The sequence below is a fragment of the Tardiphaga sp. OK245 genome (genome assembly GCF_900108575.1).
In the GTDB taxonomy this organism is placed as follows: Bacteria; Pseudomonadota; Alphaproteobacteria; order Rhizobiales; family Xanthobacteraceae; genus Tardiphaga; species Tardiphaga robiniae.
This window is the reverse complement of sequence record NZ_FNWZ01000003.1, coordinates 829,595-849,475: the sequence shown is the minus strand read 5'-3', so window position 1 is coordinate 849,475 and position 19,881 is coordinate 829,595. Positions and strand designations below refer to the sequence as shown.

Annotated in this window: 24 protein-coding genes and 2 tRNA genes; 19 read left to right on the top strand and 7 right to left on the bottom strand. The window is 61.1% G+C overall.

The annotated features are described in order from the left end of the window. Nucleotides 1-67: 67 nt before the first annotated feature. On the top strand, nt 68-484 hold the full coding sequence (locus BLW80_RS16605; protein ID WP_093758781.1) for a GFA family protein: 417 nt from the start codon (nt 68-70) through the stop codon (nt 482-484). 13 nt (nt 485-497) lie between these two features. Here the strand turns inward: BLW80_RS16605 and BLW80_RS16600 are convergent. From BLW80_RS16600 to BLW80_RS16575, 6 genes are all read right to left on the bottom strand, one after another. Further along, a tRNA-Val gene (locus BLW80_RS16600) sits at nt 498-574 on the bottom strand. Nucleotides 575-672: 98 nt separating this feature from the next. Further along, complete coding sequence (locus BLW80_RS16595; RefSeq protein ID WP_089264572.1) at nt 673-858, bottom strand: hypothetical protein; 186 nt, start codon at nt 856-858, stop codon at nt 673-675. Then, complete coding sequence (locus BLW80_RS16590) at nt 858-1,472, bottom strand: acyl-homoserine-lactone synthase (protein WP_158596803.1); 615 nt, start codon at nt 1,470-1,472, stop codon at nt 858-860. The genes BLW80_RS16595 and BLW80_RS16590 overlap by 1 nt, the downstream gene beginning before the upstream one ends. An 82-nt stretch (nt 1,473-1,554) precedes the next feature. Then, nucleotides 1,555-2,289, bottom strand: coding sequence for a helix-turn-helix transcriptional regulator (locus tag BLW80_RS16585; protein ID WP_089264570.1), 735 nt, complete (start codon nt 2,287-2,289; stop codon nt 1,555-1,557). 204 nt (nt 2,290-2,493) lie between these two features. Continuing rightward, nucleotides 2,494-3,753 (bottom strand): peptidase T, encoded by a 1,260-nt coding sequence (gene pepT / locus BLW80_RS16580; protein ID WP_093758780.1) that lies wholly within the window; start codon nt 3,751-3,753, stop codon nt 2,494-2,496. A gap of 96 nt (nt 3,754-3,849) precedes the next feature. Then, complete coding sequence (locus BLW80_RS16575) at nt 3,850-4,170, bottom strand: HU family DNA-binding protein (RefSeq protein WP_068730898.1); 321 nt, start codon at nt 4,168-4,170, stop codon at nt 3,850-3,852. 255 nt (nt 4,171-4,425) lie between these two features. Between BLW80_RS16575 and BLW80_RS16570 the strand changes: the two genes are divergently transcribed. Continuing rightward, nucleotides 4,426-4,502 (top strand) — tRNA-Asp (locus BLW80_RS16570). 109 nt (nt 4,503-4,611) lie between these two features. Here the strand turns inward: BLW80_RS16570 and BLW80_RS30815 are convergent. Continuing rightward, the gene (locus BLW80_RS30815) at nt 4,612-4,887 is read right to left on the bottom strand and encodes a DUF3072 domain-containing protein (RefSeq protein ID WP_231080817.1); all 276 of its coding nucleotides are present in this window, start codon (nt 4,885-4,887) and stop codon (nt 4,612-4,614) included. Nucleotides 4,888-4,961: 74 nt separating this feature from the next. On the opposite strand from BLW80_RS30815, the gene BLW80_RS16560 reads away from it, so the two are divergent. From BLW80_RS16560 to BLW80_RS16480, 17 genes are all read left to right on the top strand, one after another. Next, nucleotides 4,962-5,153 carry a hypothetical protein gene (locus BLW80_RS16560; RefSeq protein WP_093758779.1) on the top strand — a complete coding sequence of 64 codons (192 nt, stop codon included), beginning with the start codon at nt 4,962-4,964 and terminating at the stop codon, nt 5,151-5,153. Beyond that, nucleotides 5,141-5,350, top strand: a complete 210-nt coding sequence (locus BLW80_RS16555; RefSeq protein WP_093758778.1) for a hypothetical protein — start codon at nt 5,141-5,143, stop codon at nt 5,348-5,350. Before BLW80_RS16560 ends, BLW80_RS16555 begins: the two co-directional genes overlap by 13 nt. A gap of 231 nt (nt 5,351-5,581) precedes the next feature. Further along, nucleotides 5,582-5,947, top strand: coding sequence for an NADH-quinone oxidoreductase subunit A (locus BLW80_RS16550; RefSeq protein ID WP_068730894.1), 366 nt, complete (start codon nt 5,582-5,584; stop codon nt 5,945-5,947). After that, nucleotides 5,938-6,525 carry a NuoB/complex I 20 kDa subunit family protein gene (locus BLW80_RS16545; RefSeq protein WP_089264564.1) on the top strand — a complete coding sequence of 196 codons (588 nt, stop codon included), beginning with the start codon at nt 5,938-5,940 and terminating at the stop codon, nt 6,523-6,525. The genes BLW80_RS16550 and BLW80_RS16545 overlap by 10 nt, the downstream gene beginning before the upstream one ends. Before the next feature lie 26 nt (nt 6,526-6,551). Beyond that, entirely contained in the window at nt 6,552-7,166 is a 615-nt protein-coding gene (locus BLW80_RS16540) for an NADH-quinone oxidoreductase subunit C (protein WP_089264563.1), read from the top strand. Continuing rightward, nucleotides 7,163-8,356, top strand: coding sequence for an NADH-quinone oxidoreductase subunit D (locus BLW80_RS16535; protein ID WP_089264562.1), 1,194 nt, complete (start codon nt 7,163-7,165; stop codon nt 8,354-8,356). Before BLW80_RS16540 ends, BLW80_RS16535 begins: the two co-directional genes overlap by 4 nt. Beyond that, entirely contained in the window at nt 8,353-9,321 is a 969-nt protein-coding gene (locus BLW80_RS16530) for an FkbM family methyltransferase (protein WP_244528270.1), read from the top strand. Before BLW80_RS16535 ends, BLW80_RS16530 begins: the two co-directional genes overlap by 4 nt. A 10-nt stretch (nt 9,322-9,331) precedes the next feature. Then, nucleotides 9,332-10,138 (top strand): NADH-quinone oxidoreductase subunit NuoE, encoded by an 807-nt coding sequence (gene nuoE, locus BLW80_RS16525; protein WP_093758777.1) that lies wholly within the window; start codon nt 9,332-9,334, stop codon nt 10,136-10,138. Continuing rightward, nucleotides 10,135-10,350 carry a hypothetical protein gene (locus tag BLW80_RS16520; RefSeq protein ID WP_089264560.1) on the top strand — a complete coding sequence of 72 codons (216 nt, stop codon included), beginning with the start codon at nt 10,135-10,137 and terminating at the stop codon, nt 10,348-10,350. Before nuoE ends, BLW80_RS16520 begins: the two co-directional genes overlap by 4 nt. Before the next feature lie 11 nt (nt 10,351-10,361). Then, nucleotides 10,362-11,687: an NADH-quinone oxidoreductase subunit NuoF gene (gene nuoF / locus BLW80_RS16515; RefSeq protein WP_093758776.1), complete on the top strand. Its 1,326-nt coding sequence runs from the start codon at nt 10,362-10,364 to the stop codon at nt 11,685-11,687. An 11-nt stretch (nt 11,688-11,698) separates the two neighbouring features. Then, nucleotides 11,699-13,768, top strand: coding sequence for an NADH-quinone oxidoreductase subunit NuoG (nuoG, locus tag BLW80_RS16510; RefSeq protein WP_093758775.1), 2,070 nt, complete (start codon nt 11,699-11,701; stop codon nt 13,766-13,768). A gap of 4 nt (nt 13,769-13,772) precedes the next feature. Then, nucleotides 13,773-14,798, top strand: coding sequence for an NADH-quinone oxidoreductase subunit NuoH (gene nuoH, locus BLW80_RS16505; RefSeq protein ID WP_089264558.1), 1,026 nt, complete (start codon nt 13,773-13,775; stop codon nt 14,796-14,798). 7 nt (nt 14,799-14,805) lie between these two features. Next, nucleotides 14,806-15,294 (top strand): NADH-quinone oxidoreductase subunit NuoI, encoded by a 489-nt coding sequence (nuoI, locus tag BLW80_RS16500; protein WP_089264557.1) that lies wholly within the window; start codon nt 14,806-14,808, stop codon nt 15,292-15,294. A gap of 9 nt (nt 15,295-15,303) precedes the next feature. Continuing rightward, the gene (locus BLW80_RS16495) at nt 15,304-15,942 is read left to right on the top strand and encodes an NADH-quinone oxidoreductase subunit J (protein WP_068730884.1); all 639 of its coding nucleotides are present in this window, start codon (nt 15,304-15,306) and stop codon (nt 15,940-15,942) included. After that, nucleotides 15,939-16,247: an NADH-quinone oxidoreductase subunit NuoK gene (nuoK, locus tag BLW80_RS16490; RefSeq protein WP_068730883.1), complete on the top strand. Its 309-nt coding sequence runs from the start codon at nt 15,939-15,941 to the stop codon at nt 16,245-16,247. Before BLW80_RS16495 ends, nuoK begins: the two co-directional genes overlap by 4 nt. Nucleotides 16,248-16,254: 7 nt before the next feature. Further along, nucleotides 16,255-18,339 carry an NADH-quinone oxidoreductase subunit L gene (gene nuoL / locus BLW80_RS16485; protein ID WP_093758774.1) on the top strand — a complete coding sequence of 695 codons (2,085 nt, stop codon included), beginning with the start codon at nt 16,255-16,257 and terminating at the stop codon, nt 18,337-18,339. Nucleotides 18,340-18,353: 14 nt separating this feature from the next. Then, nucleotides 18,354-19,859, top strand: a complete 1,506-nt coding sequence (locus tag BLW80_RS16480) for an NADH-quinone oxidoreductase subunit M (protein ID WP_502688608.1) — start codon at nt 18,354-18,356, stop codon at nt 19,857-19,859. The last annotated feature ends 22 nt before the right edge of the window (nt 19,860-19,881 follow it).

The following is a 19,881-nucleotide window of genomic DNA, read 5'->3' as shown; positions in this document are numbered from 1 at the left end:
TTCGGGGCGCCGCTTTTTTTGTGGCATCATCCCGGCACCAGATGAGGCGATGAGGGAGGAGTGCGAAATGCAGATCGACGGCCAATGCCACTGCGGCTTCATCAGCTATCGCGCGACAGTCGATCCGCAGCGGGTCTCGATCTGCCATTGTACGGATTGTCAGACCATGACCGGCTCGCCCTATCGCGTCACGGTACTGACGCCGGCCGACACGATCGAGATGACGGGCGGTGCGCCGAAGATCTATGTCAAGCGCGGCGACAACGGTCTCAACCGGCTGCAGCACTTTTGCGGGGACTGCGGCTCGCCGATATTCGCCAGTGGCGAGGAGGCTGAGGATAACGAGTGGGGTATTCGCTGGGGCAGTATCCGCCAGCGCGCCGAGCTGCCGCCACGACGCCAGATCTGGTGCCGGTCAGCCGCGCCCTGGATTCATGATCTTGGGGAACTGCCGGCGCGGCCGAAGGGATCGAACGATCCATAGAGGCCAAGGGAGGTGGTAGGCGGCGAGAGATTCGAACTCCCGACCCTCTCGGTGTAAACGAGATGCTCTAACCAGCTGAGCTAGCCGCCCTCGGGCAATCACCCTCACGGCCTCTCTTTAACGCCAGCACTCCGTCGCGGCAAGGCGTTCCCGCGCGGATATTCCGATCTCGCCCTCAGGTGTTTCGCCTAGCGCGCCGCCAGCACCTTGGCGAGTTGAACGCCTTCGTTCAACAGCGCCATGCGCAGCAGATCATAGGTCGTCTCGGACCCGCATGCGTTCGCCAGCCGCAAAGCTTGCAGCATCGTGACGATCAGCTCGTCGCTGTCCTTGCCGCCCTGAATGACCTGGAACTGATTGGGGGACATCGGCATCAGGCGATCCGCCGGGATGTCTGAGGCAGTGCAAAGACGCTGTCTTTGATGGCGACACTCTTGCTGACGCGGGCGAGACACTTTTCGCTGACATGAAACAGCACGGCGATGGTGGCCTCGCCATCGATCATGGCTGGCAATCCCAGCGGCTCGATCTCCAGTCCGAAGCCCTGAAGAATCGGGATGCGCAAGGGATTGATGACCGAGGTGAAACCGGACAGGCCTTCCATCAGGCCATATTCCTGAATCGCGAGCAGCAGTTCGAAATAGTGATGGCTGCGGCGTTCGGATTTGCGCATGGCAAAGCGTGTCAGCTCGAACACATCGCGGCGCTGGATCAGCGCGCCATCGACAAGCTGCGCAAAATTCTCGCTGAGCATGTGAGGCAAGACGGTTGGATAGAGCCGGAAGCCGCCTGCGACAGTGCCTGCGTCGTCGGCCGCGACCAGATAGACGGCGGCATCATCGTCATACTGGTCTTTCTCGTGCTCGCCATCGACATCGAAGGCGGTCCAGCCGCGCTCTCCGACAAAGACCTCGTGCCGTAACCGAAATTGCTTGTCCAGGAGATCGCCGAACTGCCCAGCATTACCGCTGTGAATGACCTCGATCATAAAAAGCTCTCCACGCTCGTCTGCGTGGAGGGTTCTCATGATGAGTTTGGTCGCGATATTCCGTGGGCAGGGGATTGACAATTCAGAAAGCGATCAGTCCTTGTGTGATCGCTTCGGCCACGGCCTGCGCGCGCGTATGCGCATTCAACTTGTGCATGGCAGCGGTGACAGTCTTGTTCACCGTATCCTCGGAGATGCCGAGAATGACGCTCGTATCCCAGGCGGTCTTTCCGGCAGCGACCCAGCTGACGACTTCGCGTTCCCGCAAGGTGAGGGCGATCAACTTCGCACGCTGGTGAGAGCGAAGCGTTGCAAAGCGGTTGAACGCATACATCGTGACGAGCTCGATGGCGCCGTGCGCGTCTTCGGTATTTTCGACTTCGTAGCCTGCCAGCGAGAGGCCGGCCTGATAGCCGTTCATGCCGTGCACCGGTGCGCAGAGGCCGAACTTCAATCCGTAATCGACAGACGCGATCTCCATGATGGTCCGTGATATCGGGCTGACCTCATCGAGCCGGATGTCGGACCAGGTGAACAGCTCGGGTTGCCGGCGGATCCGCGGCGCAACGGGATCCGAGGCATAGAAATTGGACGCGCTATATTGTTCGGCCCATGGCTTGGGCCATACTTTCAGCAACACGCGATCTTCGAACGGTTGGTTGACGCCGGTCGAGGCCAGAAAGCAGATGTGGTTGTAGCCGAACGACTTGGCTGTAGCGGCCACGACATCGCCAACCGCAGACATGGAGGCGGCATTGGCAATGCTTTCGATGGCCGATAACGCGGTCTGAAAATGCTTGCCTTTGAATGACCCCATGGCGCGCCTGCATATCAGCTGAAATGGAGCTATGTTTTTGGGAAATTATTCTTGTTATAATTTATAATATGTACTGGGGAGGATATCGTCGCCGTCACGGCGCGCAATTCGCCATTCGATTGACAGTACAACTATACACCGTTCCGTCACTGCCGGAACGCCCGTCCCTCGCTGCTTTGTGCCGCGAATGGTTCTTTGTTACCACTACGCCCTTTCTTCCCAGATCATCGCGAGATGCACGATGGTCTGCACGGCTTTTTCCATGTCCTGGACGCTGACCCATTCGGTACGGCCATGGAAGGCGTGTTCGCCGGCGAAGATATTGGGGCAGGGCAGGCCCATGAAGGACAGCCGCGATCCGTCGGTGCCGCCGCGGATGCTGCTGCGGACGGGTTTGAGCCCGGCGCGCTGGATCGCTTCCACGGCGTATTCGACCATCTGCGGATAGCGGTCGATCACCTGCTTCATGTTGCGGTATTGCTGCTTGATCTCGAGCGTCGCCGTCGAATGCGGATAGGCCGTCATCACGTCGTCGACGATGGATTGCAGCAGCGCTTCCTTCTCTGCAAGGCCGTCATCTGTGAAGTCGCGCACGATCAGACTGAGCGTCGCTTTTTCAAGCGCGCCAGAAATGCCGATCGGATGCAGGAAGCCTTGCTTGCCGTCAGTGGTCTCAGGCGAACAGGTGTCTTTCGGCAGTCGCTCGACGATTGCGGCGGCGATCTTGATGGCGTGCTCCATCTTGCCCTTGGCGAAGCCGGGATGCGCGCTGACGCCTTCGACGGTGATGACGGCACCGTCGGCCGAGAAAGTCTCGTCTTCGACATAGCCGGCGGTCTCGCCATCCATGGTGTAGGCGAAGTCGGCGCCCAGCTTTGTCAGGTCGACCTTGTCGACGCCGCGGCCGATCTCTTCATCGGGCGTGAACAGGATCTTGATGGTGCCGTGCTTGATCTGTGGATTGGCAACCAGGAAACGTGCCGCGTCCATGATCTCAGCAAGGCCAGCCTTGTTATCGGCACCCAGCAAAGTGGTGCCGTCGGTGGTGATGATGTCATGGCCGATCTGGTCCTTCAGCGCCGGATTGTCGGCGACGCGGATGACCTGCGTTGTGTCCGCCGGCAGCACGATATCGCCGCCCCGATAGTTCTTGACGATCTGCGGTTTGACGTTCTTGCCGCTGCAGTCGGGCGAGGTGTCCATATGCGAGCAGAAACATATCACCGGCACTTTCTTGTCCGATGTCGCGGGGATCGTCGCATAGACATAGCCATGCTCGTCGAGATGCGCGTCCCTGAGCCCCAGGTCCCGCAGCTCCTGCGCGAGTACGCGGCCGAGATCCTTCTGCTTTTCGGTCGATGGGCAGGTGGGGGAGGCGGGGTCGGACTGGGTGTCGATCACCACATAGCGCAGGAAGCACGCAGTCACGTCATGGGCGAAATCGAAGGGGAGAGTTGCTGTCAAAGGCCACCATCTGATTGCAGAAGTCCTCACAGCTTAGAAGTTTCATTCCGGGCCGTCACGAGGACGCGGCCCGGAATGAGAAGTTCAAGCGGTCGATCAGACGGCTTCCTTGAGTTCCTTGGCCGGCCGGAACGCGACCTTCTTGCTGGCCGCGATCTCGATCTGCTCGCCGGTCGCCGGGTTGCGACCCATGCGGGCGGCGCGCTTGCGGACCTGAAGGATGCCAAGGCCGACGATACGGATACGCTCGCCATTCTTGAGGTGGTTGGTGATGCGCTCCACCATGTCACCGAGGATTTCTTCGGCCTTCTTCTTCGACAGCTCGTGATCTTCAGCCAGGGCCGCGGCGAGATGCTTCAGCGTAATGGTGGGAGGAGTGGCCGCTTTCGCGGCGGTGGTGGTTGCAGCTTTTGCCATGAATCTGGCCCTTCTCGTTGGTGGTCTGTCTTAAACCTGTGACGCAGCAGGGCTTAAACGATTCGGAGCGATGCCGCCCCGCTGTTTTGCCTGCAAACAGGGGCTTATTTGCATTTCCGGCCTTAAAATGGCCTTCTCGCAAAGCCTGCAACGACGCCTTCCTGTGATGTCCCCGGGAATGGTTCTGCAACGTCCTTGACTTCAAAAGGACGTCCCTTTATGTCCAGCCCCACTGCGGGATTGCAGACGATCCACGCGGGAGTAGCTCAGTTGGTTAGAGCGCTGCCCTGTCACGGCAGAGGTCGCGGGTTCGAGTCCCGTCTCTCGCGCCATTCCATCGGGAATGGCGGGATTCAGGTCCATCCGCGGTCGTCCCCACAAGTTTCCTCAAGAGAACTATAGAGTTGCAGACGTCACGCGCGGCATTTGACGTGCCAGCGCTCAGAACGAATCTGCGAGCGCAATTTCCTGCTTCAGCGCCTCGATTCGCCGCGCGGCTTCAGCGCGCGTCAGGTCCTTTTCGAATTGTTTGGGCTGATAGGCCTCGATCGCCAGCGATTTCAGCGTCAGCGCCTGGCCGCGGGTCATCGGCCCGGAGAGGCGATCCGGCAGGCTCTCATACGACGATACCGATGCGGCAATCGCGGGGACGACGATCTCACCGCGGGTGTTCAAAGCCGGGGTCTTCAAAGCCAGGGCCTTCAAAGCAAGGGTCATGGGAACCTCCAAAAATCCGATCTGGGTCGAAACAATGGCTTGTCAATTTGTTCTCTTTTTGTTCTATATCGCAAATGACCAAGCTCGCCAACCTGAATTTCAGAATCGCCCGGCTGCGCTACCAGATGAAAGGGGTGCAGTCGGATATCCGGCTGTTGACCAATGCCGGGCTGGACTGTGCCAATGCCGCCATGCGCCTGCGGCGGATGCAGGCCGATCTGCTGGGGCTCATTGCGGAGCGTGAGGCGCTGGCATGTCTGGCGTGAGCGAGCCGCCGCAACTCAGGATCATCACATTGCGGGCGCAGATCGCCGAGCTCGGCGCGGCGATCCGCCTGTTGCGACAGGCGGGCATGGACAACGCCGCCGCGGAGCTGCTGCTGGTGCGGAAACGCGCCGAACTGGACGGCATGTTGTTGCCGGGGAGGAGCGCCAGGTCCGACCCGTCGACGGGCGAGGTTTGACGGTCCCGGCGGTTGAGAAGTCATGCCGGATTTTTGAGAATCTGCGCGAGGTTTGTCGCAGCCAGCGATGCATCGGCAAGGTTGCGTTTCAATCGTCGCGCCGCGCATGGCAGAGCATGAAACTGTCAACATCCCTTGTCTTGCATGGCTTGTTGCGCTGCGCTAAGCCTCAGAACCATTCCAATGTTCGAATCTGTGGCAAAGTCAGGGCCGCAGGAGTAAGGCTCGCCGATGAACGGCATCTTGCATAATTATCTCCCACTTGTGGTCTTTATCGGCATCGCATCCGTCATCGGTCTGGCCTTGCTGATCGCGCCATTTCTCGTCGCCTACCAGCAGCCAGATCCGGAAAAGCTGTCCGCCTATGAATGCGGATTCAACGCTTTTGACGATGCGCGCATGAAGTTCGATGTGCGGTTCTATCTGGTGGCGATTCTCTTCATCATCTTCGATCTGGAAGTTGCCTTTCTGTTTCCGTGGGCAGTGGCCTTCGGCAAGCTTGGCGCAACCGGCTTCTGGTCGATGATCGTGTTTCTCGGCGTGCTCACCATCGGTTTCGCCTACGAATGGAAGAAAGGCGCGCTCGAATGGGATTGAGCCCAGTCATAGCCTCGGCTCCCGCGATCGCGCAGGCGCCGAAAGGTATCATCGATCCGTCCACCGGCAAGCCGGTCGGCGCGAACGATCCGTATTTTCTCGAGGTCAATGCCGAGCTGTCCGACAAGGGCTTCTTCGTCGCCGCGACCGACGACCTGATCACTTGGGCGCGCACCGGCTCGCTGATGTGGATGACCTTCGGTCTCGCCTGCTGCGCGGTCGAGATGATGCAGGTGTCGATGCCGCGTTACGACGTCGAGCGCTTCGGCTTCGCGCCGCGCGCGTCGCCGCGTCAGTCCGACGTGATGATCGTCGCCGGCACGCTGACCAACAAGATGGCCCCGGCACTGCGCAAGGTCTATGACCAGATGCCGGAGCCGCGTTACGTCATCTCGATGGGCTCCTGCGCCAATGGCGGCGGCTACTATCACTACTCGTATTCGGTGGTTCGGGGCTGCGACCGTATCGTGCCGATCGACATTTATGTCCCGGGCTGCCCGCCCACCGCAGAAGCGCTTCTCTACGGCGTGCTGCTGCTGCAGAAGAAGATCCGCCGCACCGGCACGATTGAACGCTAAGACTCGCGAACGCTTAAGGCTTTGTCATGGACGATGTGAGGCTCGACACACTGGGTCAGACGATTGTCGGCGCCCTGCCGGGTGCCGCGCTCGCGCATGAGGTGGCGTTCGGCCAGCTGACGATCGCGGTGGAAACATCGAAGATCGTCGAGGTCGCGCAGTTCCTGCGCGACGATCCGCGCTGCCGCTTCGTCAACTTCACCGATGCGACGGCGGTCGACTATCCCGGTCGCGAAAAGCGCTTCGACGTCGTCTATCACTTGATGTCGCCGACGCTGAACACCCGCATCCGTCTGAAAGGTCTGGCATCCGAAACAACTCAGGTGCCGTCGATCATTTCGGTGTTTCCCGGCGCTGACTGGTTCGAGCGCGAAGCCTATGACCTCTATGGCGTGATCTTTGTCGGCCATCCCGACATGCGCCGTCTGCTGACCGATTACGGTTTCGACGGCCATCCGCTGCGCAAGGACTTCCCGCTCACCGGTTTCGTTGAGGTTCGCTACGACGACCAGGAGAAGCGGGTGGTGTATGAGCCGGTCCGGCTCAATCAGGAATTCCGTAAGTTCGATTTCCTCTCGCCCTGGGAAGGCGCGGATTATCCCGTGCTGCCCGGTGACGAGAAGGCAGAGGTCAAGCCATGACCGAACAACCCAACGTTCGCAATTTCACGATCAACTTCGGACCGCAGCATCCGGCCGCGCACGGCGTGCTCCGCCTTGTGCTGGAACTCGACGGTGAAGTCGTCGAGCGCGTCGATCCGCATATCGGCCTGCTTCACCGCGGCACCGAGAAGCTGATCGAGCAGAAGACCTATCTGCAGGCGATCCCGTATTTCGACCGGCTCGATTACGTCGCGCCGATGAACCAGGAACACGCATTCTGTCTGGCCGCCGAAAAGCTGCTCGGCGTCACCGTGCCGCGCCGCGGCCAGTTGATCCGCGTGCTGTATTCCGAAATCGGCCGCATCCTGTCGCATCTTCTCAACATCACCACGCAGGCGATGGACGTCGGCGCGCTGACCCCGCCGCTGTGGGGCTTCGAAGAGCGCGAAAAACTGATGGTGTTCTATGAGCGCGCCTCGGGCTCGCGCATGCATGCCGCGTTCTTCCGCATCGGCGGCGTACATCAGGACCTGCCGCCCAAACTGATCAACGATATCGATGCCTGGTGCGATGCCTTCCCGCAGGTGCTCGACGATCTCGAAACGCTGCTCACCGGCAATCGTATTTTCAAACAGCGTAACGTCGATATCGGCGTGGTCTCGCTGGAAGACGCCTGGAAGTGGGGCTTCTCCGGCGTGATGGTGCGTGGCTCCGGCGCTGCCTGGGATCTGCGCAAGTCGCAGCCTTATGAGTGCTACGCCGAAATGGACTTCGACGTTCCGATCGGCAAGAACGGCGACTGCTACGATCGCTACTGTATTCGTGTCGAAGAGATGCGGCAGTCGACCAAGATCATGAAGCAGTGCATCGCCAAGATGCGCGCGCCGGACGGGCAGGGTGCCGTTGCTGTCGAAGACAACAAGATTTTCCCGCCGCGCCGCGGCGAGATGAAGCGCTCGATGGAATCGCTGATCCATCACTTCAAGCTCTACACCGAAGGTTTTCGCGTGCCGGAAGGCGAGGTCTATGCGGCCGTCGAAGCGCCGAAGGGTGAGTTCGGCGTCTATCTTGTCTCCGACGGCAGCAACAAGCCGTACAAGTGCAAGATCCGCGCGCCGGGCTTTGCGCATCTGCAGGCCATGGACTTCATGTGCCGCGGCCATCTGCTTGCCGACGTCTCCGCCATTCTCGGTTCGCTCGACATCGTGTTCGGAGAGGTCGATCGGTGACGCTGACGCCTCCCATACAGTTTGACCGGGCGTCCGGCGTTCTCCAGAGCGTGAATCTCTGGGAACGTGCGATGGCCTGTGCGCTGGTGGTTGGCTCGAAGATCTCATCTTCGTTCTCGCATCGCGGCTACAACATGTGCGCCAATCTGATGCGCAGGACGGTGCTACCGGCGCGCGATCTCGTGGTGAAGCTGAATGCGGATGCGCTGTTCGCGTTCCCGTTCGGCGATGGCTACTGGAGCAAGTTGCTCAACCGCACCTTCTCCTATGAAGACGAGCTTGAGGTGTTGTTCCGGAACTCGATCGATGTCGATTACACGCTGCTCGATTGCGGCGCGAATTACGGATACTGGTCGGTGCTGGTGTCGAGCGGACCGTTCGGCTCGCACAAGGCGATCGCGATCGAGCCGTCGTTCGACAATTTCGCCAAACTTGCTACTAACGCCAGGATCAATGGTGACCGGTTTGACGTCATCAAATGCGCGATTGGCTCGCAGCGCGGCGTGGCGCATCTGTCGGGCACCAAGCACGAAGCCTTCAGCATCGCCGGCGATCCCAATGCCGGCGGCGAGGAAGTGCCGGTGATCTCGCTCGACAATCTGCTCGACGACGGCAAGGTGTCGATGTCGGGCAAATATCTGATCAAGCTCGACGTCGAAGGCGTCGAGATCGAGGCCATCAAGGGCGGCGCACGATTGCTGCAGGGCGACTCGGTCATCATGTGCGAAGAGCACGGCAATGACCCGCATCACACCGTCTCACGCTTTATCCTGGATCAAACGCCGCTCAAGCTGATCGTGCATGATCCCGCCACCAACCGTTTCGAAACCGTGACCGAGTTGTCGATCCTCGATCGCATCAAGGTGTCCACACATGTTGGCTACAACGTGTTTGGCACATCGAGTGCGTTCTGGCTCGACCGCATCAACAGCCTGAATGCGAGCGCGGCGCGCCGCACTCATTGAGAGACTAGACATGTCCGTCCGCCGTTTGGCTCCGAAAGAAGTTCAGCCCGCTTCGTTTGAATTCACGCCCGAGAATCTGGCGTGGGCGAAAGAGCAGATCACGCATTATCCGCCCGGCCGTCAGGCATCAGCCGTGATCGCGATCCTGTGGCGTGCGCAGGAACAACAGGCTGGCTGGGTCTCGGAAGCCGCGATCCGCGTCGTCGCCGACATGCTGGAAATGCCCTATATCCGCGTGCTCGAAGTCGCGACCTTCTACACCCAGTTCCAGCTGCAGCCGGTCGGCAAGAAGGCGCACATTCAGGTCTGTGGCACGACCCCTTGCATGCTGCGCGGTGCCGGCGATCTGATCGACGTCTGTCAGCATCGCATCCATCACGACCCATTCCATCTGTCCGCAGATGGCGACTTCTCGTGGGAAGAGGTCGAGTGCCTCGGCGCCTGCGTCAACGCCCCGATGGCGATGATCTGGAGCGACACTTACGAAGACCTCACCAAAGAAAGCATGAACAAGCTGATCGACGGTTTCGCTGCCGGCACGCCGCCGAAGCCGGGTTCGCAGATCGGCCGTCAGTTTGCTGCGCCCGAAGGCGGCGCGCGCGTGATGACGAGCGGTGGCGCCGCCACATACACGAAGGTTCTGGATATGCCGAAGGAACCCGCGCTCGCCGATGCCGAGCCGAAGAAGCAGACCGAGTCGGCCAATGTGCAGGAGCGCCCGGCGCCGAAGCCGCCGGCGGCCGATGCGACCAAGACCAATCCGCCGAAGGGTGGTGCTCCCAAGGAGCCGAAGACTCCCAAGGAGCCGAAGAAATGACGCGCGTGCTGTCGATGAAATTTGCAACGCTGTCGGGGGACGCGGCAATGAACAAGTGGCTCTACATCGCACTGCATACGATGGTCGCAGCTGCGTTCATTTTCTCGCTGCAGCGTTTCTTTTTGAACGCCACGCTTGAATCCAGTCTGTTGTGGGCGGTTGTGTTCGGCGGTTGCGCCGCGATGCTCGCCTACAAGCAATCCAATCGCTGATCGAGGAAGCCATGCTCGACGACAACGACCGCATCTTCCGCAATCTCTACGGCCTCGACGACTGGGGCCTCGCCGGCGCACGCCGTCGCGGTGGCTGGGATGGCACCAAGGCCATCATCGATAAGGGCCGCGACTGGATCGTCAACGAGATGAAGGCGTCGGGCCTGCGCGGCCGCGGCGGTGCAGGTTTCCCGACCGGCATGAAGTGGTCCTTCATGCCGAAGGACAATGCCGACGGCCGCCCGAGCTATCTCGTCGTTAATGCTGACGAGTCCGAGCCCGGTACCTGCAAGGACCGCGAGATCATGCGGCACGATCCGCATACGCTGGTCGAAGGCTGCCTGATCGCCGGCTGCGCCATGGGCGCCCATGTCGGTTACATCTATGTGCGCGGCGAATTCATCCGCGAGCGCGAACATCTGCAGGCGGCGATCGATCAGGCCTATGAGGCCAATCTGATCGGCAAGAACAACATTCACGGCTTCCCGTTCGATCTCTATGTCGCGCACGGTGCCGGCGCCTATATCTGCGGCGAAGAAACTGCACTGCTCGAAAGCCTCGAAGGCAAGAAGGGCCAGCCGCGCCTGAAGCCGCCATTCCCGGCGAATGTCGGTCTCTACGGCTGCCCGACCACGGTAAACAACGTGGAGTCGATTGCCGTTGCGCCGGACATCCTGCGTCGCGGCGCGGCATGGTTCGCCTCGATCGGTCGTCCGAACAATGTCGGCACCAAGCTTTACGGCATCTCCGGCCACGTCAACACGCCCTGCGTCGTCGAAGACGCGATGAGCATTCCGTTCCGTGAGCTGATCGAGAAGCACGGCGGCGGCATTCGCGGCGGTTGGGACAATCTGCTGGCGATCATCCCGGGCGGCGCATCGTGCCCGTTGATCCCGGCTGCGGATTGCGAAGACCTCATCATGGATTTCGACGGCACCCGCGCGGTGAAGTCGTCGTTCGGCACCGCCGGCGTCATCGTCATGGACAAGTCCACCGACGTGGTCGCGGCGATTGCCCGCATCAGCTACTTCTTCAAGCATGAGAGCTGCGGCCAGTGCACGCCGTGTCGCGAAGGCACCGGCTGGATGTGGCGCGTGCTGAGCCGCATGGTCGAGGGCCGCGCCCACAAGCGCGAGATCGACATGCTGCTCGAAGTCACCAAGCAAGTTGAAGGCCACACCATCTGCGCACTCGGCGATGCCGCCGCGTGGCCGGTGCAGGGCCTGATCCGCGCCTTCCGCCCGGAGATCGAACGCCGCATCGAAGAGTTCAGCCGCAAGGCGACGCTCGACGATCAGGGCATCCTCGATCCCGCGCATCTGGTCGCGGCGGAGTAGGGCGCATGGCTATGACGAAACTGATCATCGACGGCAAAGAGATCGAGGTTCCCGCGGAATACACGCTGCTGCAGGCGTGTGAAGCTGCCGGCGCCGAAATCCCGCGCTTCTGCTACCACGAGCGCCTGTCGATCGCCGGCAACTGCCGCATGTGTTTGGTCGAAGTGAAGGGCGGACCGAAGCCGGTTGCGAGCTGCGCCTGGGGCGTGCGTGATTGCCGACCTGGTCCCAAGGGAGAACCGCCGGAAATCTCGACCCGTTCGCCGATGGTCAAGAAGGCACGCGAAGGCGTGATGGAATTCCTGCTGATCAACCACCCGCTGGATTGCCCGATCTGCGATCAGGGCGGCGAGTGCGATCTGCAGGACCAGGCCATGGGCTATGGCGTCGACACGTCGCGCTTTGCCGAAAACAAGCGCGCCGTCGAGGACAAGTATCTCGGTGCTCTCGTGAAGACCTCGATGAACCGCTGCATCCAGTGCACGCGCTGCGTCCGCTTCGCCGCCGAAATCTGCGGCGTGCCGGAAATGGGCGCGACCGGCCGCGGCGAGGACATGGAAATCACCTCGTTCCTCGAAACGGCGCTGACCTCGGAGCTGCAGGGCAACCTCGTCGATATCTGCCCGGTCGGTGCGCTGACCTCGAAGCCTTATGCGTTCGCCGCGCGTCCGTGGGAGCTCGGCAAGACCCAGTCTATCGACGTCATGGATGCCGTCGGTTCGGCGATCCGCGTCGATACCCGTGGCCGCGAAGTGATGCGCATCCTGCCGCGCGTCAATGAGGCCGTGAACGAGGAATGGATCTCCGACAAGACGCGCCACATCGTCGACGGCCTGCGCACGCAGCGCCTCGATCGTCCGTATATCCGCGACAACGGCAAGCTGCGCGCTGCGACCTGGGCTGAAGCATTCAGTGCCATCGCTGCGAAGGTTGCCGGCAGCAAGAAGATCGGCGCCATCGCTGGCGATCTCGCCGCCGTCGAGGAAATGTTCGCGCTGAAGCAACTGCTCGCAAGCATGGGTTCGGCCAATTTGGCGACCCAGAGCGCAGGCGCTTTCGATACGGCCACCGGCCGTGCGTCCTACATTTTCAACCCGACCATCGCCGGCATCGAGCAGGCCGATGCGCTGCTGATCGTGGGCGCCAACCCGCGCAAGGAAGCCGCCGTTCTCAACGCGCGCATCCGCAAGGCATGGCGCACCGGTGCGTTGAAGGTCGGCGTGATCGGCGAGAAGGCCGATCTGACCTATCGCTACGACTATCTCGGCGCCGGCACGGACTCGCTGGCCGAACTCGCCGCCGGCAAGAACGCCTTCGCCGACGTGCTGAAGAACGCCAAGCACCCGATCGTGCTGGTTGGCGCCGGTGTAGCCGCACGTGCCGATGGCGCCGCGGTGCTCGCGGCGGCTGCCAAGCTCGCTTCGGACTTCGGTGTCATCAAGGACGGCTGGAACGGTTTTGCGGTGCTGCAGACGGCGGCCTCGACCGTTGGCGCGCTCGATATCGGCTTCGCGCCGACCGCGGGCAGCCTGAGTCTCGCGCAAATGACCGCTGCCGGTTCGCTCGACGTGCTGTTCTCGCTCGGCGCCGACGACGTGAAAGTCGCCGACGGCACCTTCGTCGTCTACATCGGCACCCATGGTGATCGTGGTGCGCATCGCGCCGACGTGATCCTGCCGGGTGCGGCCTATACCGAAAAGTCCGGCATTTTCGTCAACACTGAAGGCCGCGTGCAGATGGCGGAGCGCGCCGGTTTCCCGCCGGGCGATGCCCGCGAGGACTGGGCAGTGATCCGCGCATTGTCCGACGTGCTCGGCCACAAGCTGCCTTACGACTCGCTGGCTGCGCTGCGGCAGGCGATCTTCAAGGCTGCACCGCACCTGATGCGCATCGATCAGATCGAGGCCGGCGATGCCGGTGCGATCAAGACACTTGCGGGCAAGGGCGGCACCGTCGACAAGACACCGTTCAAGGCCTCCGTTGAGGACTTCTACCTGACCAACCCGATCGCGCGTGCGTCAGCCATCATGGCGGAATGCTCCCGCCTGGCTTCCGGCCAGATGCTGACGGCGGCGGAGTAAACCGATGGCTGAATTCTGGACAAGCACCCTGTGGCCGCTGATCATCATGGTCGCGCAGAGCCTCCTTGTGCTCGTGGTGCTCTTGATTGCGATTGCCTACATCCTGCTGGCTGACCGCAAGATCTGGGCGGCGGTACAGATCCGCCGTGGCCCCAACGTGGTCGGGCCATTCGGCCTGCTGCAATCCTTCGCGGACTTGCTGAAATTCGTATTGAAGGAGCCCGTGGTTCCTTCCAGCTCCAACAAGGGCGTGTTCCTGCTGGCGCCGCTGGTGTCCTGCGTGCTGGCGCTGGCGGCCTGGGCGGTGATCCCGATGGATCTCGGCTGGGTTATTTCCGACATCAATGTCGGCGTGCTCTATATCTTCGCGATCTCGTCGCTGTCGGTCTACGGCATCATCATGGCCGGCTGGTCGTCGAATTCGAAATATCCGTTCCTGTCGGCGCTGCGCGCCGCCGCGCAGATGGTGTCCTACGAAGTCTCGATTGGCTTTGTCATCATCACGGTCTTGCTCTGCGTCGGTTCGCTGAACCTGACGGCCATCGTGGCCGCGCAGGATTCGAAGTGGGGCATTCTCGGCTGGTACTGGATCCCGCTATTCCCGATGTTCGTGATCTTCTACGTCTCGGCGTTGGCTGAAACCAACCGTCCGCCCTTCGACCTCGTCGAAGCGGAATCGGAACTGGTCGCGGGCTTCATGACCGAATACGGCTCGACCCCGTATCTGCTGTTCATGCTCGGTGAATATGTCGCCATCGTCACCATGTGCGCGCTGGCAACGATATTGTTTTTGGGCGGTTGGCTCTCGCCGATCCCGTTCGCGCCATTCACCTGGGTGCCAGGCATCATCTGGTTCGCCATCAAGGTGATGTTCATGTTCTTCCTGATTGCGATGGCGAAGGCGATCGTGCCGCGCTACCGCTACGACCAGCTGATGCGTCTGGGCTGGAAGGTGTTTCTGCCGCTGTCGTTGGCGTACGTCATCATCGTCGCTGCCGTGCTGCAATTCGGGGGCCTTGCTCCGAAATGAGGTCACTATGAATATCAGGGCAACAGCTCACTCGCTTCTGCTGGCGGAGTTCGTTTCGGCGTTCGTCCTCGCCATGCGGTATTTCTTCAAGCCGAAGCCGACGCTGAACTATCCGTTCGAGAAGGGGCCGATCTCGCCGCGTTTCCGCGGTGAGCATGCGCTGCGCCGCTATCCGAACGGTGAAGAGCGCTGCATCGCCTGCAAGCTCTGCGAAGCGGTGTGTCCGGCGCAGGCCATCACCATCGAAGCCGGCCCGCGCCGCAATGATGGGACGCGCCGCACCGTGCGCTACGACATCGACATGGTGAAATGCATCTATTGCGGACTGTGCCAGGAGGCCTGTCCGGTGGATGCGATCGTCGAGGGACCGAACTTCGAGTTCGCCACCGAGACGCGTGAGGAACTCTATTATGACAAGGCGAAATTGCTCGCCAACGGCGACCGCTGGGAGCGCGAGATTGCGAAGTCAATCGAACTCGACGCGCCGTACCGGTAAGGTGACCAGATGATCCTTCCCGCACTGTTCTTCTATCTGTTCGCCAGCATCTGCGTGGCTTCCGCGGTCATGGTGATTGCCTCGCGCAATCCTGTGCATTCCGTGCTGTTCCTGATCCTGGCCTTCGTCAACGCCTCGGGCCTGTTCGTGCTGATGGGCGCCGAATTCCTGGCGATGCTGCTGATCGTCGTCTATGTCGGCGCCGTCGCGGTGCTGTTCCTGTTCGTCATCATGATGCTCGACGTCGACTTCACGCAGCTGCGCGAAGGCTTCATTCAGTATCTGCCGTTTGGTCTGGTGATCGGCGCGATCTTCCTTGCTGAATTGCTGCTGGTCGCAGGTGGCTGGGTGATGAACCCGAACGTCACCAAGTCGATCACGGCGGCCATCCCGACGAATGTGAGCAATACCGAGGCGCTCGGCCTCGTGCTCTATACGAAGTACATCCATTACTTCCAGCTGGCCGGCATGGTGCTGCTGGTGGCGATGATCGGCGCGATCGTGCTGACGCTGCGTCACAAGGTCAAAGTCCGGCGCCAGGACATCAATGTTCAGAACGCGCGCAATCCGGAACTGGCGATGGAAGTGCGCAAGGTCGCGACCGGGCAGGGCCTGCAGGACGCCGACGCGGGGAGCTGGGTCAAATGACGATCGGTCTCGGACACTATCTGGCGGTCGCAGCGATCCTGTTCACGCTGGGCATTCTCGGCATCTTCCTGAACCGCAAGAACATCATCGTCATCCTGATGTCGATCGAGCTGATCCTGCTCGCCGTCAACATCAACATGGTGGCGTTCTCGACCTTCCTCGGCGACATCGTCGGGCAGGTGTTCGCGCTGCTTGTGCTGACCGTGGCCGCTGCGGAAGCAGCGATCGGTCTCGCCGTGCTGGTGGTCTATTTCCGCAACCGCGGCTCGATCGCGGTTGAAGACGTCAATCTGATGAAGGGCTGAGCCAGTTATGATCCAGGCTCTTGTATTCCTGCCGCTGATCGGCGCGCTGATCGCAGGCTTCATCGCCATCTTGGGTGCGCATGGGCGTAATCCGAGCGGCGACGAGATGGACCATGCGCATGACGACCACGGTCACGGCGATGCCAGCGCGCATGCACATGCTGCGCATGGGCATGACGATCATGGTCACGATGATCACGACGACCATTACCACGTTGCCGAGCCGGCCGCGCTCGGCTCGCGTGCAGCCGAGCTGATCACCGCCGGTCTGCTGGTGGTGTCGGCGGTGCTGTCCTGGATGACCTTCGTGGATGTCGCCTTCATGCATCACGATGCCCGTATCGTGCTGCTGAACTGGATCAATTCGGGTGACCTGCAGCTGTCCTGGACGCTGCGCGTCGATACGCTGACCGCCGTGATGCTGGTCGTCGTCACCACGGTGTCGTCGCTCGTGCACATCTATTCGCTGGGCTATATGGAAGACGATCCGAACCGGCCGCGCTTCATGGCGTATCTGTCGCTGTTCACTTTCATGATGCTGATGCTGGTGACCGCGGATAACCTGCTGCAGCTGTTCTTCGGCTGGGAAGGCGTGGGTCTGGCCAGCTACCTGCTGATCGGTTTCTGGTTCAAGAAGCCCTCGGCCAATGCGGCGGCGATCAAGGCGTTCGTGGTCAACCGCGTCGGCGACTTCGGATTCCTGCTCGGCATCTTCGCGCTGTTCATGCTGGTCGGCTCGACCGATCTCGACACCATCTTCGCCAGCGCGCCTGGCCTGACCGGCAAGACGATCAACTTCTTCGGCTGGCACGCCGATGCGCTGACACTGACCTGTCTGCTGCTGTTCGTCGGCGCGATGGGCAAGTCGGCCCAGTTCCTGCTGCACACCTGGTTGCCGGACGCGATGGAAGGTCCGACGCCTGTGTCGGCGCTGATCCACGCGGCGACCATGGTCACCGCGGGCGTCTTCATGGTAGCGCGCATGTCGCCGCTGTTTGAGCTCGCACCGAACGCGCAGGCCGTCGTGATGCTGGTCGGCGCGACCACAGCATTCTTCGCCGCGACCATCGGTCTGGTGCAGAACGACATCAAGCGCATCGTCGCTTACTCGACCTGTTCGCAGCTCGGTTACATGTTCGTGGCGCTGGGGACGGGGGCTTACTCCGTCGCCATGTTCCACCTGTTCACGCATGCCTTCTTCAAGGCGCTGTTGTTCCTGGGCTCGGGCTCGGTGATCTATGCGATGCATCACGAGCAGGACATCCGGAAGATGGGTGGCCTGTGGAACAAGATCCCGTTCACTTACGCGATGATGACCATCGGTACGCTGGCGCTGACCGGCTTCCCGTTCACGGCCGGTTACTTCTCGAAGGACGCGATCATCGAAGCGGCTTACGCCTCGCACACCCAGTTCGCCTTCTACGGCTTCCTGATGACCGTGGTCGCTGCGCTGCTGACCTCGTTCTATTCATGGCGTCTGGTGTTCAAGACGTTCCATGGCGAGCCGCACGACAAGAAGCATTACGACGCAGCACATGAAGCGCCGCTGTGGATGCTGGTCCCGCTGGCCGTGCTGGGCATCGGATCGTTCGCCGCAGGCTTCCCGTTCAAGGAGCTGTTTGCCGGTCATCACGTCGGCGAGTTCTTCCGGGAATCGCTGAAGATGAACCCGCACATCATCGAGGAGATGCATCACATCCCGGGCTGGGTGCCCTATGTGCCGACTGTGATGATGGTGCTCGGTTTCCTGATTTCGTATCTGTTCTATGTTCGCAAGCCGTATTTGCCTGTCGAACTCGCGAACCAGCATCCGCTGCTCTACAAGTTCCTGCTCAACAAGTGGTACTTCGACGAGCTCTACGAGATCATCTTCGTTCGCCCGGCCAAGTGGATCGGCCACTTCCTCTGGAAGAAGGGCGACGGCATGATCATCGACGGCCTCGGGCCTGATGGTGTCTCGGCCCGCGTGCTCAATATCACGCGCGGCGTGGTGAAGCTGCAGACCGGCTACCTCTATCACTATGCCTTCGTGATGCTGATCGGCGTCGCCGGGTTGATCACCTGGTTCATCTTCGGCCTGGGGGGCCAGTAACAATGGCGTCCGTCATGACATGGCCGGTTCTTTCGGTCGTCACCTTCCTGCCGATCGTCGGCGCGATCCTGATCTATCTCAGCCGCGGCGATGATGAGGCTGCGCAGGGCAATGCGCGCTGGATCGCGCTCTGGACCACGCTGATCACTTTTGCGGTCTCGCTGATCCTGGTGATCCGCTTCGACCCGTCGAACGGCGACTTTCAGTTCGTCGAAAAGGCGCCGTGGCTGGCCGCGACCATCAACTACCATATGGGTGTGGACGGCATTTCGCTGCCCTTCGTGATCCTGACCACGGCCCTGATGCCGTTCTGCATCCTGTGCAGCTGGAAGTCGGTCACCAAGCGTGTCCGCGAATACATGATCGCGTTCCTGTTCCTGGAAACGCTGATGATCGGCACCTTCTCGGCGCTGGATCTGGTGCTGTTCTATCTGTTCTTCGAAGGCGGCCTGATCCCGATGTTCCTGATCATCGGCATCTGGGGCGGTCCGCGCCGCGTCTACGCCTCGTTCAAGTTCTTCCTCTACACGTTCCTCGGCTCGGTGCTGATGCTGCTGGCCATCATGGCGCTGTACTGGAATGCGGGCACAACGGACATCCCGACGCTGATGCACACGGCCGTGCCGCGCAGCCTGCAGACATGGGCGTGGCTGGCATTCTTCGCATCCTTCGCGGTCAAGATGCCGATGTGGCCGGTACACACCTGGCTGCCTGACGCACACGTGGAAGCGCCGACGGCAGGTTCGGTCGTGCTGGCCGCGATCATGCTGAAGATGGGCGGTTACGGCTTCCTGCGCTTCTCGCTGCCGATGTTCCCGGATGCCTCTCTCTATTTCGCGCCGATGGTCTGGACGCTCTCCGTGATCGCGATCGTCTACACGTCGCTGGTCGCGCTGATGCAGGAAGACATCAAGAAGCTGATCGCCTACTCGTCAGTCGCGCATATGGGCTACGTCACTATGGGCATCTTCGCCGGCACGACGCAGGGCGTCTCCGGCGCGGTGTTCCAGATGGTGTCTCATGGCATCGTGTCGGGCGCGCTGTTCCTCTGCGTCGGCGTCGTCTACGACCGGCTGCATACCCGCGAGATCGCGGCCTATGGCGGCCTCGTCAACCGGATGCCGATCTATGCGGCGCTGTTCATGGTCTTCACCATGGCCAATGTCGGTCTGCCCGGCACCTCCGGCTTCGTCGGTGAATTCCTGACGCTGATCGGCACCTTCAAGGTCTCGATCCCGACGGCGACATTCGCCAGCATCGGCGTGATCCTGTCGGCGGCCTATGCACTGTGGCTGTACCGCAAGGTCGTGTTCGGTGAACTGACCAAGCCTGCGCTGCAGGGCATCAAGGACATCACGTTCCGGGAAGGCCTGGTGCTGGTGCCGCTGGTCATTCTCACCATTCTGTTCGGAGTCTATCCGAAGCCGGTGCTCGACATGTCGGCGGCTTCGATCCAGCTCCTCGTTAACAATTACGCTGCTGCAACGTCTGCCGTGAAGGCAGCCGCGCTGCTGCAATGACCGCAGCAGATCAGGATAACGC

Bases quoted from the DNA above. Each gene is read 5' to 3' on its own strand.
- BLW80_RS16605 (WP_093758781.1), top strand. From the start codon at position 68: ATGCAGATCGACGGCCAATGCCACTGCGGCTTCATCAGCTATCGCGCG.
- BLW80_RS16595 (WP_089264572.1), bottom strand. From the start codon at position 858: ATGCCGATGTCCCCCAATCAGTTCCAGGTCATTCAGGGCGGCAAGGAC.
- BLW80_RS16590 (WP_158596803.1), bottom strand. From the start codon at position 1,472: ATGATCGAGGTCATTCACAGCGGTAATGCTGGGCAGTTCGGCGATCTC.
- BLW80_RS16585 (WP_089264570.1), bottom strand. From the start codon at position 2,289: ATGGGGTCATTCAAAGGCAAGCATTTTCAGACCGCGTTATCGGCCATC.
- BLW80_RS16575 (WP_068730898.1), bottom strand. From the start codon at position 4,170: ATGGCAAAAGCTGCAACCACCACCGCCGCGAAAGCGGCCACTCCTCCC.
- BLW80_RS30815 (WP_231080817.1), bottom strand. From the start codon at position 4,887: ATGACCCTTGCTTTGAAGGCCCTGGCTTTGAAGACCCCGGCTTTGAAC.
- BLW80_RS16560 (WP_093758779.1), top strand. From the start codon at position 4,962: ATGACCAAGCTCGCCAACCTGAATTTCAGAATCGCCCGGCTGCGCTAC.
- BLW80_RS16555 (WP_093758778.1), top strand. From the start codon at position 5,141: ATGTCTGGCGTGAGCGAGCCGCCGCAACTCAGGATCATCACATTGCGG.
- BLW80_RS16550 (WP_068730894.1), top strand. From the start codon at position 5,582: ATGAACGGCATCTTGCATAATTATCTCCCACTTGTGGTCTTTATCGGC.
- BLW80_RS16545 (WP_089264564.1), top strand. From the start codon at position 5,938: ATGGGATTGAGCCCAGTCATAGCCTCGGCTCCCGCGATCGCGCAGGCG.
- BLW80_RS16540 (WP_089264563.1), top strand. From the start codon at position 6,552: ATGGACGATGTGAGGCTCGACACACTGGGTCAGACGATTGTCGGCGCC.
- BLW80_RS16535 (WP_089264562.1), top strand. From the start codon at position 7,163: ATGACCGAACAACCCAACGTTCGCAATTTCACGATCAACTTCGGACCG.
- nuoE (WP_093758777.1), top strand. From the start codon at position 9,332: ATGTCCGTCCGCCGTTTGGCTCCGAAAGAAGTTCAGCCCGCTTCGTTT.
- BLW80_RS16520 (WP_089264560.1), top strand. From the start codon at position 10,135: ATGACGCGCGTGCTGTCGATGAAATTTGCAACGCTGTCGGGGGACGCG.
- nuoF (WP_093758776.1), top strand. From the start codon at position 10,362: ATGCTCGACGACAACGACCGCATCTTCCGCAATCTCTACGGCCTCGAC.
- nuoG (WP_093758775.1), top strand. From the start codon at position 11,699: ATGACGAAACTGATCATCGACGGCAAAGAGATCGAGGTTCCCGCGGAA.
- nuoH (WP_089264558.1), top strand. From the start codon at position 13,773: ATGGCTGAATTCTGGACAAGCACCCTGTGGCCGCTGATCATCATGGTC.
- nuoI (WP_089264557.1), top strand. From the start codon at position 14,806: ATGAATATCAGGGCAACAGCTCACTCGCTTCTGCTGGCGGAGTTCGTT.
- BLW80_RS16495 (WP_068730884.1), top strand. From the start codon at position 15,304: ATGATCCTTCCCGCACTGTTCTTCTATCTGTTCGCCAGCATCTGCGTG.
- nuoK (WP_068730883.1), top strand. From the start codon at position 15,939: ATGACGATCGGTCTCGGACACTATCTGGCGGTCGCAGCGATCCTGTTC.
- nuoL (WP_093758774.1), top strand. From the start codon at position 16,255: ATGATCCAGGCTCTTGTATTCCTGCCGCTGATCGGCGCGCTGATCGCA.
- BLW80_RS16480 (WP_502688608.1), top strand. From the start codon at position 18,354: ATGACATGGCCGGTTCTTTCGGTCGTCACCTTCCTGCCGATCGTCGGC.